Source organism: Myxococcus virescens (assembly GCF_900101905.1).
Classification (GTDB): Bacteria; Myxococcota; Myxococcia; order Myxococcales; family Myxococcaceae; genus Myxococcus; species Myxococcus virescens.
Genome location: NZ_FNAJ01000013.1, coordinates 83961 through 98235, shown reverse-complemented (window position 1 = coordinate 98235; position 14275 = coordinate 83961). Strand labels below are relative to the sequence as shown.

The following is a 14275-nucleotide window of genomic DNA, read 5'->3' as shown; positions in this document are numbered from 1 at the left end:
CTCCAGGAGGGCACCCGCTTCCCTCCTGAGTGTTCGTGGCTACCCTCCGGTCGAAGCGCCGTGGCTTGGAGGAACGGGATGGCTCAAGCAGGCCGTTGGGCGGGCTGGGTGTGTGGGCTTGCGCTCATGTTCGGTGGCATTGGCTGTGAGGAGGCGGCCTTGCGCCCGGTGATACCGGGTGACAAACATGACACGCCTCCCCTGAACGACGGCTATGACGGCGGCGACGGCGAGCCGCATCCGGGCCTCATTGATGCGGGGGTGCCGGACGCCGGCACCGGGCAGCCCGAGCCTCCGGACGCGGGCCCAGTGGAGCTGCCCGCGCGAGACGCGGACGCCGTGCGCAAGGAGAACCGCCGCCCGGGGACCACGGCGTGGCGCATCACCCGCAACGCCCACAGCCGCGAAATCGAAGGCTATGCGCTGAAGGCCACGCTGACGCAGGGCGAGACGCTGCGCGTCGCCGTGTCGGTGTCCGAGGCCCGGACCTTCCGCTGGTACGTGTACCGGATGGGGCACTACGGCGGCACGGGCGCCCGTGAGCTGGCACGCGGAGGCCCGGTGGCCGGCGTGCGCCAGGGCGACTGTCCCGCGGACCGGTCCACGGGCCTCGTCGCCTGTCGCTGGGCGCCCACGCTGGAGATACCCATTGGTGAACACTGGGTGCGCGGCGTGTACGTGGTGAAGCTGGTGCGTGAGGACAACCACCAGCGGTACGTGCCCTTCTTCGTGCGCGACGCGAATCCGCGCGCCGAGGTTGCCGTCCTCATCCCCACCGCCACCTGGGCCGCCTACAACACCTGGGGGGGCACCAGCCTCTATGACGACCGCGACCGGGTGATGCGCGAGCACGGCGTCAGCCGCGCCTTCCGGGTGTCCTATGACCGGCCCAACTATCGGGGTCATGGCAGTGGCCACCTGCTGACAGACGACCTGAGCCTGGTTCAGTGGCTGGAGTCGCAGGACCTGGACGTGGGCTACTTCACCGACGAGGACCTGGACGCCAGCTACGACTTCCTGGCCGGCGCCAAGGCCTTCTTCATGTCGGGCCACGACGAGTACTGGAGCCCGCGCATCCGCGAGCACGCGGACCGGGCGGTGGCGGAAGGCCGGTCGCTGCTCAACCTGGGCGCGAACAACGCGTACTGGCAGGCGCAGATGGAGCCGTCCCAGGACGGCCGGCCGCGGCGCATCATCGCCTGCTACAAGGGCCACGCGAACGACCCGTACACGGGCGCCCAGCGCACGGTGAAGTTCCGCGAGCGCGTCGTGGGCCGTCCGGAGAACGCGCTCCTGGGCGTGCAGTTCTCCTCCCGCTGGCACCAGTTCGGCTTCCCCGCCGTCATCACCAACCCGGGGCACTGGGCACTGGCGGGTTCGGGGCTGAAGGCCGGTGACACGCTGTGGATGGCCAACGGCTACGAAGTGGACCAGTTGGTGAGCAACGGCAACTCGCCGGAGGGCCTGGAGGTGCTGGCCGAGTCCCCGTTGCTGTCGCTTCAGGGCGCCTTCGGCTTCGGCCACATGGTGCTGCGCAAGCAGGGCAGCGCCTACATCTTCTCCGCGGGCGGCATCGACTTCGTGCGCACGCTGGCCTCCGAGGACATGGCGGACCCGCGCGCGGCCCGCATCGTCGCGAACGTGCTCTACAAGGCGCTGGGCCGGCCGGTACCCGACACGCTGGTGCGCTTCGAGCGGCAGAACGCGTCGAGCCCCCAGGGGCCCTCCGCGGCAGACGTGCGCACGGTGGCGGGCGTGCCCGGAAAGCGTGTCCGCGCCGGTGTCCCCGTGGCGGGCAACTCGCTGGGGGCGCCCACCGCGGTGGCCCTGCTGCCGGATGGAGGCCTCGTGGTCGCGGACGGCCTGGGCAACACGGTGAAGCGCGTGACGCCAGGGGGCGACGTGAAGACGGTGGCCTCCGGCCTCAATGGCCCCATGGGCATCGCCGCGGACGCCGCGGGCAACGTGTACGTGGCCGACACGGACCACTACGTCATCCGCCGCATCGACCCGGAAGGGAAGGTGGAGGTGTTCGCGGGCGGGACGCCGGGCCTGATGGACGGCCCCGCGAAGCAGGCGGCCTTCAACCAGCCCACGGGGCTGGCGGTCACGCCGGATGGCACCGCGTTGCTGGTGGCGGACATGAACAACGGCGTGATTCGCCGCATCGACCTGGTGGCGGAGGGCCACCCGGTGACGACGCTGCAGGGTGACTGGCTCTACCGGCCCTCGGGCGTGGCGGTGAGCGCGGATGGGAACACGCTGTTCGTCGTCGAGTCCGGCATGTCCCGGGTGGTTCGCATCCGCGACGGCCTCACGTCGGTGGTTGCGGGCACGACGCCGGGCTTCCGTGACGGCGCGCCGGAGTCGTCCCAGTTCCTACCGTACCTGGGCATCGCGGTGCTGAAGGATGGCTCGCTCGCAGTGTCGGACCCGGGCAACTACCGCGTGCGCCGCGTCGTCCTGAACGCGGACGGCAGCGCGCGGAAGGTGACGACGCTGGCCGGCAGCGGGCGCTACGGCCACTCGGACGGGCCGGGCGACGCGGCGGACCTCGTCCTCCCGGCCGGTCTGACGGTGGGGCCGGACGGCCGCCTCTATGTGGCGGACGCCGGCAATTCGCTGGTGCGCGCGATTACTCCATGAGCGCGGCGGCGGTGGCCTCGGGGCAGTCCGACTCCACCGCGCCGATGTCCGGCGCGGCGCCGCAGTAGGGCAGCCCCAGGTCCGTGCCCCGGTCCACCGCGCGCTCGCCGGGCATCAGCGTGTCCAGGTCCACCAGCGGCTCGCCGCTCTCATCCGAGTCCAGCTCCACGCCGTTCGACAGCCAGTGGGCGAGCGTGCTGCCCACCCACCCGCTCTGCGGGGCGACGAAGATGCCCGTGTTGAACGCGGCGTCGGCCAGGTAGAGGTTGGACGTCATGCTGAGGCCGGGCGCGGACAGGCCCATGCTGACGGCGTTGCGCGTGGCGAACAGGTTGTTGCGCACCGCGATGTTGGTGGACGGCCCACCGGTGCCGTGGCCCACCACGAAGGCGAAGCCGTCCGTTCCCACCACGGTGTTGTGCAGCACGCGCACGTCGCTGCCATTCTCGATGCGGATGCCGGAGCCCTCGGGCGTCTTCAAGTCGTGGATGCGGTTTCGGCGGATGGAGATGTTGGTGGGCGGCGCGCCCACGCGGTTGCCACCCACGGCGATGCCCAGCGAGGAGTCCGAGATGTCGTTGTCTTCGATGACGACGTTGCGCGCGGAGTAGTGCACGACCACGGCCTCGCCACGGGACGAGGTGGACTTCCCGAAGCCGTACATGCGGTTGCCGCGCACGACGACGTCGTGGCACGTCTTGAGGTCCACCGCGTTCTCCCGGTTGTCGTACATGTCGTTGTCCTCGATGAGGACGCCGCGCGCCGGGGCGTTGTTGCTGAAGCCCTCGGGGCCCAGGCACTGCACCGAGTCGCCCGAGTTGTCGTGGATGTCGTTGCCCCGCACGGTGATGTCCACCGACGTGGGCGCGATGACGACGCCATGCGAGTCGTCGTTGCCTCGCGCGAAGTGGTGGATGTGGTTGTTCTCGATGGTGATGCCGTTGGCGCCCGCGTCGGTGCTGATGCCGCTGCCGAACGCGCCGTGGTGCAGCTCGTTGCCCGCGAGCACGGTGCCCGTGGTGTTCCCAGAGAACGTCACGGCGACCTGGCGCTGACCCCGGACGTCGAACTCGAAGCCCTCGATGCGCCAGTGGGGGCGCTGCACGTGGGCCATGAACCAGCCGCTTTGGGTGGGGACGAGCTTGGGCAGGCCCTCGCCACGCAGGGTGATGGGGGCCTCGGCGGTGCCGGCCTTGGCGCTGGCGTCGATGATGAGCTTCTCTGCGTAGGTGCCCTTCTGGACGCGGATGATTTCCCCCGGGCCCACCCGCGTCAGGGCCTTGGAGATGGTGCGCAGCGGCTTTTCACGCGAGCCATTCGCCGAGTCGTTGCCAGACGGGCTGACGTACCACTCCCGTGTGTAGGCGGGCGGCTCCGGTGCCTGCGGCGCAGGGACGGGAGGCGGTTGCTGCACCACGGGCGTGTCGTCGTCGTCATCGCCGTCATGGCCAGAAACGTCGTCGTTGTCGTTCCGCGGCGGGGGCGTCGGCATGTTGGGGGCCGAGGGCCGCCGCGAGCCAGGGTAGCTGGGAAGGGGGCTCGAATCGGACGCTGGAGCAGGTGCCTGCGCGCCGTTGGAGCAGGCGACGCCACCCACGGACACGAGTCCGAGGAGGCACAAACTGCGCAGTCGGGACATGGGGGTCGGCTCCTGGGGGAAGAGGGCGAGCCGACAACGCTCCTTTCGCCGCGCCGTATTCTGTCGGAGGCCGCGCACGAGCCCTTCCCTGGAGCCGCTCCCTCACTGTTCCAGCCGCAGGCGGGGCGCTGGCTGCGCCCGTCAGCCAAGCAGGGGAGCGGGACTTCAGTCCGGCGCGCGGGTGCTGCCCAGAATCCAGGAAAGGTACGGCGCGTGCCCCTCCGCGATGTCCACGCGCAGCACCTCCGGGACGTCGTAGGGATGCAGCTCGACGATGCGCGCGCGCAGCGGCTCGAAGAGGGCCGCGCGCGTCTTGAGGATGAGCAGGACCTCGGGCTCGTCCTGGACCTTCCCCTCCCACCGGTAGATGGAGCGCAAGCCGGGGACGATGTTGCCGCACGCGGCGAGCTGCGCTTCCACCAGCGCGCGGGCCAGCTCGGCGGCCTTGTCCGCGGTGGGCGCGGTGACGAGGACGATGATGGCGTCAGTCATGGGGGGAGGATGCGCGAAGCCTCCGCCGGCCGTCGAGCGGGATGGCGCAGACCGCCGTCCCGCGTGACTACCGTCCCAGCGTGCGTCCGCCGCCCGTCGCATGGTGCATGGGCGCGTCCATCTCCTGCCGGGTGCGGCGCCGGTCCGGCGTGTCCTTCGGAAACTCTACGAATGTGCACAGCTCGCACAGCCGGCTGTAGATGCGCTCACCCACGCGCTCTCGGAGCAGCTCCGTGTCGCGGACCGCGCTGCGTGAGTCCTCGGTGGTGCGGTAGCCTGTCGGCGCCGTGCTTCGGATGGCGCGCTTCTCCGGCTCCAGGGAGTAGTTCGACGCGAACAGCGTGGTGCGGCCCGCGTTGTAGCGGCGGGCGATCAGCTCATCGAGCGTCTCCATCTCGAAGGGGCTGCCGCGGCCCTTGCCCATCTCGTCGATGGCCAGCACCTCCACCTCAGACAGGGGCCCGATGATTTCGCCGCCGCTCTTGCCCTCCTGGAATCCACGCCGGATGGTCGCGTAGAGGAGGGAGATTTCGACGTAGCGCCCACGCACGCCCAGCTCCAGAGCCAGGTGCGCCAGCGTCGCCGCAAGGAGGTGTGTCTTCCCGGTGCCCACGGGCCCGCTGAGGATGAATCCCTTGGACGAACCACCCGGCACATACTGGAAGGCGAACTGCATGGCCACGTTGCGGCCCCTGTCCTGTTCCTCCTTGGATGCGCGGTAGTTTTCAAAGGTCGCATGCGCTGCTGAGGCAGGCAGCCCCAGCGCATCGAAGCGTGCAATGCGCTGTCGCAGCTTGGTGCATGTGCACGTCTCCATCACCTCATAGCGCCGGGGACCCATCTTCTGGCTGAACTCGCCCTCGCGCTCGACCAGCACGTGCCCGCGCCCGCCGCACACCGAGCAGTGCTCGGAGCACGCGCAGATGCGCGCCTGGGCCTGGTCCCCGCGGCGCTCGATGACATAGGTCCGCCCGCCGCACACGCCACACGCCTCGCCATTCGCCTTTGGAGCCATCTCACGCACCGCCATACCAGAGCCTCTCCTCGGCCGTCAGTCCACTGAACGGGCAGTCAGGCGTCCCACCCACCTACATCTCCTTCACGCCCAGCCGCCGGCGCACCGTCGCCAGCACCCGGAAGCGCCGGGACACCTTGCGGGCGCGCGGCGACATCACCTGTTGTTCAGCGGACGCCGCCAGGGCCTCACGCCACACGGCGCACCGATCCAGGAAGGGCAGGGCGCGCAGCACCAGCAGGAACGCCAGCGCTTCCTGGGCATCCATGGCCGCCGGTTCTTCCGGGACATGCGCCAGGACGGTGATGCGCAGGTTGCGCACACGGTGCGACAGCGCTTCGTTCCGCCCCGCCAGGTCCTCGAGCGCCGCGCACAGCCGCGCGTGCCGCGTCTCTTCCCAGGACCGGGCCCGCTTGCGCTTGGGGCTGGAGGAGGGTTCCTCACCCGCGCCCGCCGCCAGCTCCCGGTACTTCTTGATCTCCGACTCCACCTGCCGCCGGCACGCGCGCAGCGAGCGCAGCACCGGCTCTCCGGGCCGCGCGTCCCAGAGGGCCTTCTCCGCCGAGCGGGAGATGCCGCGCGCCACCACCTCGAAGGGAACGCCTTCCCGGGCCCAGGTCGTCAAAAGCTCGGTGTCCAGGGCAGAGAGCATCAGCCCCGCACCACGCACAGCGAGGAAGTAGTCCTGCACCAGCTCTTCGAAGCTGGCGCTTTCGGGGAGGAGACTCATGATCCGACGCGTACTCCAGTGCAGGGAGGCCGGGCAACCGACCGTCCGTTCCCCCATACCTGGCAGGTCCGACATGGCAACTCCAGGGCGCCGATTTTCACAGCGAATCTGGAAGATTTTGAACCGACGCTCCCCGAGGAAAGCAGGCGGCCAGTCAGTGTTGACCCGCCGCGCGGAAACCGCGCATAGTGAGGGTCCCCGAATGGAAATTCCCGAAGATTCCCGGACACTTGCCTACCAAGCAAGCAACTGGGGACGCCGGTGCCCCTCTCCTAGGAAGACCATGCGCCGTTCGCTTCTCGTCTGCCTCGTCCTCCTGGCCACGGCCTCCGCCGCCCAGGAGAAGAAAGCCCCGCGCGATGCCGATCTCGGCCGGAAGTCCGCCACCGCGGTGGACAAGTCCCTGGCTGGCGACATCACCCGTGAAAAGAAGAAAGAAGAGGTCGCCCCCGCGCTCCAGTACGACCAGTTCCGGCTGGGCGTCGAGCTGCAGGTGGCCTCCAAGCGGCGCGAGCAGATCCAGTCGCTGAAGAAGATCATCTCCCTGTCGCCTGATCCGAAGGAGGCCCCCAGCCTCCTGTTCCGCCTGGGCGAGTTCTATTGGGAGGAGTCCAAGTTCTTCTTCTTCGAGGCCAACCGGAAGGATGACGACCTCATCCAGGCCATGAACCGCAACGACGCCGCGGGCCAGCAGCGGGCCAAGGCGGAGAAGGCGGAGTTCATCGCGAAGCAGAAGGAGTACGGCAAGCTCGCGGTGGAGCAGTACACGAAGATCGTCCAGGAGTACCCGAAGTTCGAGCGCACCGACGAGGTGCTCTTCTTCCTCGGCCAGTACCTCATGGAGGATGGCCAGGACCGCAAGGCGCTGGTGGCCTTCAAGCGCCTGGTGGAGAAGCACCCGCAGTCGAAGTACATCCCGGACGCCTACTTCGCCTTCGGCGAGTACTACTTCAACAACTCCAAGGGGAAGCGCCCGGAGCTGGAGAAGGCGCTGGCGGCGTACAAGAAGGCCGCCGAGTTCCCCGAGAGCCAGGTGTACGCCTTCGCCCTCTACAAGCAGGGCTGGTGCCACTACAACATGGGCGACTTCGAGTCGGCCAAGGACAAGTTCAAGACGGTGGTGCTCTACGGTGAGCTCGCTGGCGCCAACGCCCTGGAGAAGGACGGCGGCAAGGGCGGCGGCCGAAGCTCGCTGTTGCGCGAGGCGCGCGCCGACTACGTGCGGGCGTTCGCGCACCAGGGTGACGTGGCGCAGGCCCGGGCGGAGTTCGGCAAGGTGGCCACCAACCCGGATGATCGCTTCACGATGCTGAAGCAGCTGGCCAACCTGTACTACGGCGATGGCAAGGACCGCGAGGCGGCCATCACCTACAACGGCCTCATCAAGGAGAAGCCGCTGTCCCCCGAGGCGCCTGGTTTCCAGGGCCGCATCGTCGACTGCATCCTCCGCATGGGCAACAAGGAGCGCACCGTGGTCCAGGTGCGCCGGCTCGTGAAGATCATGAAGGAGGTCGAGGGCTCCGGCGTCATCAAGGAGGACAAGGACAAGAAGCTGCTGGCGGAGGCGAAGGAGCTGTCCGAGCGCACGCTGTCCAACCTCGCCGTCACCTGGCACAACGAGGGCAAGAAGACGCGCAACGAGGAGACGTTCCGCTACGCGGACGCGGTGTACAGCGACTACCTCACGCTCTTCCCGGAGAACCCCAAGGCGTACGACCTGCGCTTCTTCTGGGCCGAACTGCTCAACGACAACCTGCAGAACTTCGACAAGGCCGCCGCCAACTACACGCTCGTCGTGCTTCAGGACGCCAAGGTGCTGGAGGCCAAGGACGACAAGGGCAAGCCGAAGCCGGGCAAGCCGGGCAAGTGGCTGCAGAACGCCGCCTACAACGCGGTGCTGGCCTACGACGAGGTCGTCAAGGCGGGCGAGGCGCGGGGCGAGGGCAAGAGTGAGGCGGTGGGCTCGGACATCACCAAGAAGGCCGCCATCCCCACGCTGAAGAAGGCGCTGCTCGACGCGTGTGAGCGCTACCTCAAGTACGTGCCCAAGGGCGAGAAGCGGGTGGAGATCGCCTTCAAGGCGGCCAACATCTACTACCGCCACAACCACTTCGACGAGGCGGTGCTGCGCTTCAGCGAGATCGCGCTCGGCTACCCCGAGTACAAGTTCGAGAACGGCGAGCGCGCGGCGGAGATCTCCGCCAACCTCATCCTGGACTCGTACCACCTGCTGCAGGACTACGCGAAGGTGAACGAGTGGGCGCGGCGCTTCTACGCCAACGACAAGCTGGCGGTGGGCAAGTTCCGCGACGACCTGGCGAAGCTCATCGAGCAGTCGTCCTTCAAGCTCGTCAGCCAGCTGGAGGAGAAGAAGGAGTTCGAGAAGGCCGCCGAGGCGTACCTCGCCTTCGTGAAGGACTTCCCGCAGACGGAGATCGCCGACCTGGCGCTCTACAACGCGTCCGTCGACTACTACAAGGCGAAGCGCCTGGATAAGGCCATCGAGGTGCGCAAGCGCCTGTTCGCCGAGTACCCGCGCTCCAAGCACGTGCCGGACTCCATCTACGCGAACGCGGAGGCGCTGGAGGCCATTGGCGACTTCGAGGACGCGGCGGCGACGTACGAGGCCTACGTGCGCGGCTACGAGCGCAGCCTGGGTGAGAAGGGCAACGCCAAGGCGCGTGGTGGCGGCAAGAAGAAGCGGGGCGCGGCGGACGACAACAAGCCCGCGGTGGTGCAGAAGTGGGACGAGTCCAAGGCGCAGGTGGCGCTCTTCAACGCCGCCACCTATCGCGAGGGCCTGGGCCAGGTGAAGGCGGCGCTGCGCAACCGCGAGCACTACCTGACGCTGTGGCCGCGTGCGAAGGACGCCGACGAAATCCGCCTCTCCATCATCGACCTGACGGCCAAGAGCGGCGCCGCGTTCAAGGCCATCAAGATGCTGGAGGAGTACGAGCGCGACAACATGCGCTCCCCCAGCCGGTTCCTGGCCGCGGAGGGCCGCATCGTCGACCTGTACAAGAAGATGGGCAAGACGCGTGACGTGGCCCGCATGCAGAAGCGCATCTTCGAGCACTTCGACCAGCTGCCCCGCCGTGTGCAGGGCTCGCTGGAGAAGCCGGCGCTCGCCACGGCCGCGCAGGCGCAGTTCCTGTCGGTGGACCTGGACTGGAACGAGTATCGGCGCCTGAAGCTGTACTGGGGTGTCCCGCCGTCGCCGGACCGCTTCAAGGCGAGCATCCAGGACAAGAGCCGCGCGCTCCAGGTGGTGGAGAAGAAGTACGTGCAGACGGTGACGCTGGGCGCGCCCGAGCCCGCCATCTGCGCGCTGCACCGCATTGGCCTGGCGTATGACCACTTCGCCGACCGCCTCATCAACGCGCCCATGCCGCGCGGCCTGGACGAGGAGTCGGAGCAGGCGCTGCGCGACGAGTTCGCCAACCAGGCGCAGCCGCTCAAGGACAAGGCGACCGAGGCGTTCTCCGCCACGGTGGCCAAGAGCCGGGAGCTGGACGTCTACAACGATTGCGCCGCGGAGAGCCTGAAGCTGCTGCGCACCACGTACCAGCCGGACCGCTACCCCGACATGCCCGAAGAGAAGGTGGCGCTGAAGGGCCGCGTGCAGCTCATTGGCGGCGACCTGCTGGCCACCATCCAGGACGTGCCGCCGCCGGCGCCCAAGGCGGCGTCGGACGCGCAGCAGGCCCGAGCGGAGACGCTGCAGGAGGACCTGACGGACCTCACCGCGCAGCTGCGCTCGCAGACCGAGACTCAGGTGGACGCCCGCCCGGCGGCCACCACCGACGGCGCCACTCCCGCGAAGCAGGGCGGGAATGACGAGGAGCCGGAGGACTTCCTCTAATGAACCGGACGACCCGCACCATGCGCCTGTTCCCCCTGTTGGCGGCTGTCTCGCTGGCCGCCGCCGGTTGTACTTCCTCCAAGGCCACCGGCCCCGGCACGGCCAAGACGGCGGATCCGAACGCCGGCAAGACGGAGGCCGTGCAGCCCATCTCCAACACGGCCAAGGCCCGCTTCGAGGACGCGCTGAAGGCGTTCGACACGCAGAAGAAGGCCAAGGCCATCGACTACCCGTCGCTGGAGCGGAAGTTCCAGTCCGCCCTGGAGGCGGACGGGAACCTCGCCGAGGCCGACTACAACCTGGGTGTGCTCGCCGAGCGCCAGGGCAAGCTGACCGAGGCGCGCAACCACTACAAGACGGCGCTCACGAAGAAGCCCTCGCTGCGTCAGGCCTCTGAGAACCTGGCGGTGATGGAGCAGAACGCGGGCAACGTCGCCGGCGCGGTGGCGCTGTACCAGGAGGTGCTCCAGCGCTACCCGGATGACGCGCAGTCCCGCGCGCGGCTGGCGGAGATCTTCCGGCAGCAGGGGGACCACACCAAGGCCATGGACCTGACGCGCGCCGCGCTGATGCGCGACCCGCAGTCCACCACCGCGCTGAAGGTGATGATCCGCAGCTACCTGGATCGCAAGCAGCTCGCCATGGCGAAGCTGGTGGCCCTGCGCGGCGTGAAGCTGGACGCGGCGGACCCGGAGCTCCACCACGCCGTGGGCCTCATCCTCCTGCAGGAAGGGGATGTGGATGACGCGCGCCTGTCATTCAAGAAGGCGCTGGAGGTCCGCGAGGACTACGTGCCGTCGCACGTGGAGCTGGCGCAGCTGGCCCTGGCCGCGGAGAACTACCCCGCCGCCGAGCAGCACCTGCGCCGCATCCTCCAGGCGGACGGGAAGAACGCCGCCGCGCACCTGGACCTGGGCGTCGCCTACAAGGGCATGGGCCAGTTCGACAAGGCCATGCAGGAGTACGACGAGGCGGAGAAGCTCGACCCCGAGCTGGCGGCCGTGAACCTCAACCGCGCCATCATCCTCCACAAGGTGAAGGACGCGCCTGAGCGCGCCTCGGAGCTGTACCGCAAGTACATCGCCATGGCCGGCGGTGAGGTGGCGCTGCCCGCCGAGGCCCCCGTGTTCGCCCTGCTGCGCGAGGTGGAGGTCGTCGTCAACGCGAAGCGCGAGGCCAAGTTCGCCGAGGAGCAGGCGAAGCAGATGGAGGAGCTGCAGAAGCAGCAGCAGGCCCAGATGCAGGCCGCGGAGAAGGCGGCCGGGGCGGCGAACCCGCCCGCCACCGCCGCGACGCCGGCCTCCGGCACGGGCCCCGCGCCGCAGGTCACCCCCGCCAGCGGCAACACGCCGCCAGCGCCCGCCCCCGCGAACGGAAACTCCGACCAGAAGAATGCAGGCTCGGCGGAACCCGGGGAGCCGGAAGACGACCTGCTGTGAAAGTTGGGACGCCCCCGAGTGCCTTCGCTGTGGCGGGGGCACGGGGGATGATGCGAACCTTGTGTTTCCCCCTCATCCGGGGATTCGGTGTGCGAAGGGGCCTTCGGGTCCCTTCCGGGAGGCAGTGATGCGTAAGGCGTTGATGCTGTGTGCGGTGCTCGCGGTGACGCCCGCCCTGGCCCAGGACGAGGGCTCCAACCCGGGTGGTCCAGGGGAGGGCAATGTGCGCTACTCCAAGACGACCAACATCGACTTCGAGGACGACACCATCGAGGGCGACCTCACGAAGCCGGATGGCGAGTACATCGATGCGCGTGAGCGGGTGAAGCACTCGAACCTCATCCGCATCCGCGAGGACTTCGAGGACAAGGTGATGCAGTCCGTGGGCGAGCTGTAGCCAGCGCCACAACGCGGCGGGAACCCACCGCCGCGCGCGTTGTCTGACGCCGTACCCACTTTACGTTGGAGCCCCCATGGCCGTTCCTCTGACACTCAAGGTCTTCAAGGGCGACTCGCTGGTCGCCTCCAAGGACTACGAGCGCGACATCATCAAGATTGGCCGTCTCTCCTCGGCGCACCTGTGCCTGGAGGACGAGAAGGTCAGCCGCATCCACTCCGTCATCGAGGTCGCCAGCGACGGCACCATGTCCATCATCGACATGGGCAGCGTCGAGGGCACGTACGTCAACGGCAAGCGCGTCACCAAGGGGCTCCTCTCCTTCGGTGATGAAATCCGCGTGGGTGGCACCACCATTCGTCTGGAGAACCCGGCCGCGGTGGCCGCGGTGAACCTGGCGGCCGCGGCGGCCAGCTCGGAGGTGGTGACGGAGAAGAATCCGGTCATTGCCGCGCCGGCGCCGGCCGAGGGCCTGGCGCAGGCCGCGGTGGCCGCTCCGGCCGCGGGTGCCATCGACCCGTCCTTCGCCGCCACCCAGCAGAACCCGGTGGCCGCTCCCGTCGCGCCCGCTGCAGCCCCCGTCGAGGCAGCGCCGGAGGAAGCCGCGCCGCGCGTGCGGAGGGTTCGCCGCACGAAGTCCAGCGGTCCGTTGGGCGTGGGCCTGCGCTTCGCGTGGGGTGACCAGCGCGTGGGTGAGTTCTTCCTGGCTCCCGGCAGGAAGGGGGCCTTCGTCGTCGGCAGCGCCGCGGGCGTGGACTTCGTCATGGGGGACGCCCGCCTGGGCGCCCCGACGTTCGACGTGGTTCGTTCGGACGGTCAGTCCTTCACCATTCGCTTCACCGCGAAGATGAAGGGCGAGCTCACTCGCAAGGGCGAGACGCTGGACCTGAAGGCCGTCATCGAGTCCGGCAAGGCCTCGCATGAGGGCGAGGCGTACTCGCTCACGCTGGACGCTGAGGACTTCATCTGGGTGGACCTGGGCGGCGTGACGCTCGAGGTGGCCTTCCAGCCCGTGCCCAAGCGCGTCGTGGTGCCGCTGGGCGAGTCCATGGACTACACCGCGCTCAACATCTTCCTGGTGCTGTTCTTCATCGCGACGGCGTTCGTCATCACCGCGATGAACCGCACCGTCGCGGGGGACGAATACGCGGACGAGCTGTCGGCGGACAACGCCCGTATCGCCAAGCTCATCATCAAGCCGCCGGAGGCGCAGAAGAACAAGTTCCTCGAGCGCCTCAACCAGCAGAAGGAGCAGAAGAAGAGCGGGGAGATGGCGGCGAAGAAGAGCGGCGACGAAGGTCAGATGGGCAAGAAGGACGCGCCCAAGACCAACAATCGCACCGCGCCCAAGGGTGACCCGAACAAGAAGGACGAGGCGCGCGCGCTGACGGCGAAGATCTTCGGCGGCGGCAAGGGCGGCATCTCCACGGTGTTCGGCAAGAGCGGCCTGGGCGGCGACCTGAAGAGCGCCATGGGCAACATGTTTGGCGCCAAGGCGGGCAACTCCGGCGGCTTCGGCGGCATGGGGCTGCGTGGCACGAGCGGCGGCGGCGGCGGTACGGGTGACACCATTGGCATTGGCGGCATTGGCACCAAGGGCCGTGGCGGCGGCACCGGCACCTACGGCAGCGGCGTGGGCGTGCTGGGCGGCAAGCAGAGTGTCGACGTGGGTATCACCTCGTCCGACCCGGAGGTCATGGGCTCGCTGGACAAGGAGCTCATCCGTCAGGTCATCCATCGCAACCGCGGACAGATTCGCTATTGCTTCGAGAGCCTCCTCAACCGCTTCCCGAAGCTGGGCGGCAAGGTGGCGGTGAAGTTCGTCATCGCGGGGAATGGCTCGGTCGCCTCGTCGTCGGTGGCGCAGTCCACGGCGGCCAACGCGGAGTTGGAGACGTGCGTGGCCGGACGCGTTCGCACCTGGAAGTTCCCCGAGCCGAAGGGCGGCGGCGTGGTGGTCGTCACGTATCCGTTCATCTTCAAGCAGTCCGGCGAATAGCGCCGGGTGGCCTTTCTCCGGGTGGGCAGGCCTGACGCAGGCCTGCCCACCGCGCC

At 68.6% G+C, this 14275-nt stretch carries 9 protein-coding genes; 5 read left to right on the top strand and 4 right to left on the bottom strand.

The genetic code is table 11. The features are described from left to right. The first annotated feature begins 78 nt into the window (after positions 1 to 78). On the top strand, positions 79 to 2646 hold the full coding sequence (locus tag BLU09_RS28780) for a N,N-dimethylformamidase beta subunit family domain-containing protein (protein ID WP_090493086.1): 2568 nt from the start codon (positions 79 to 81) through the stop codon (positions 2644 to 2646). On the opposite strand, the gene BLU09_RS28775 is transcribed toward BLU09_RS28780, so the two are convergent. From BLU09_RS28775 to BLU09_RS28760, 4 genes are all read right to left on the bottom strand, one after another. Further along, positions 2636 to 4285 (bottom strand): right-handed parallel beta-helix repeat-containing protein, encoded by a 1650-nt coding sequence (locus BLU09_RS28775; protein ID WP_090493085.1) that lies wholly within the window; start codon positions 4283 to 4285, stop codon positions 2636 to 2638. The genes BLU09_RS28780 and BLU09_RS28775 overlap by 11 nt on opposite strands. A gap of 165 nt (positions 4286 to 4450) precedes the next feature. After that, positions 4451 to 4777, bottom strand: a complete 327-nt coding sequence (gene cutA, locus BLU09_RS28770; protein WP_090493083.1) for a divalent-cation tolerance protein CutA — start codon at positions 4775 to 4777, stop codon at positions 4451 to 4453. Between the two features lie 67 nt (positions 4778 to 4844). Beyond that, positions 4845 to 5807, bottom strand: coding sequence for an ATP-binding protein (locus tag BLU09_RS28765; RefSeq protein WP_090493081.1), 963 nt, complete (start codon positions 5805 to 5807; stop codon positions 4845 to 4847). 58 nt (positions 5808 to 5865) lie between these two features. Continuing rightward, the gene (locus BLU09_RS28760; protein ID WP_171443714.1) at positions 5866 to 6522 is read right to left on the bottom strand and encodes a hypothetical protein; all 657 of its coding nucleotides are present in this window, start codon (positions 6520 to 6522) and stop codon (positions 5866 to 5868) included. A gap of 283 nt (positions 6523 to 6805) precedes the next feature. Here BLU09_RS28760 and BLU09_RS28755 point away from each other — a divergent pair, with 283 nt between their 5' ends. The 4 genes from BLU09_RS28755 to gltG all read left to right on the top strand — a co-directional run bounded on the left by BLU09_RS28755 (position 6806) and on the right by gltG (position 14219). Then, positions 6806 to 10384: a tetratricopeptide repeat protein gene (locus BLU09_RS28755; protein ID WP_186817856.1), complete on the top strand. Its 3579-nt coding sequence runs from the start codon at positions 6806 to 6808 to the stop codon at positions 10382 to 10384. Next, positions 10384 to 11823 carry an adventurous gliding motility TPR repeat lipoprotein GltE gene (gltE, locus tag BLU09_RS28750; RefSeq protein ID WP_090493077.1) on the top strand — a complete coding sequence of 480 codons (1440 nt, stop codon included), beginning with the start codon at positions 10384 to 10386 and terminating at the stop codon, positions 11821 to 11823. Before BLU09_RS28755 ends, gltE begins: the two co-directional genes overlap by 1 nt. 127 nt (positions 11824 to 11950) lie before the next feature. Continuing rightward, positions 11951 to 12220, top strand: coding sequence for an adventurous gliding motility protein CglF (cglF, locus tag BLU09_RS28745; protein ID WP_020478881.1), 270 nt, complete (start codon positions 11951 to 11953; stop codon positions 12218 to 12220). Between the two features lie 76 nt (positions 12221 to 12296). Beyond that, positions 12297 to 14219, top strand: coding sequence for an adventurous gliding motility protein GltG (gene gltG, locus BLU09_RS28740; protein ID WP_090493075.1), 1923 nt, complete (start codon positions 12297 to 12299; stop codon positions 14217 to 14219). The last annotated feature ends 56 nt before the right edge of the window (positions 14220 to 14275 follow it).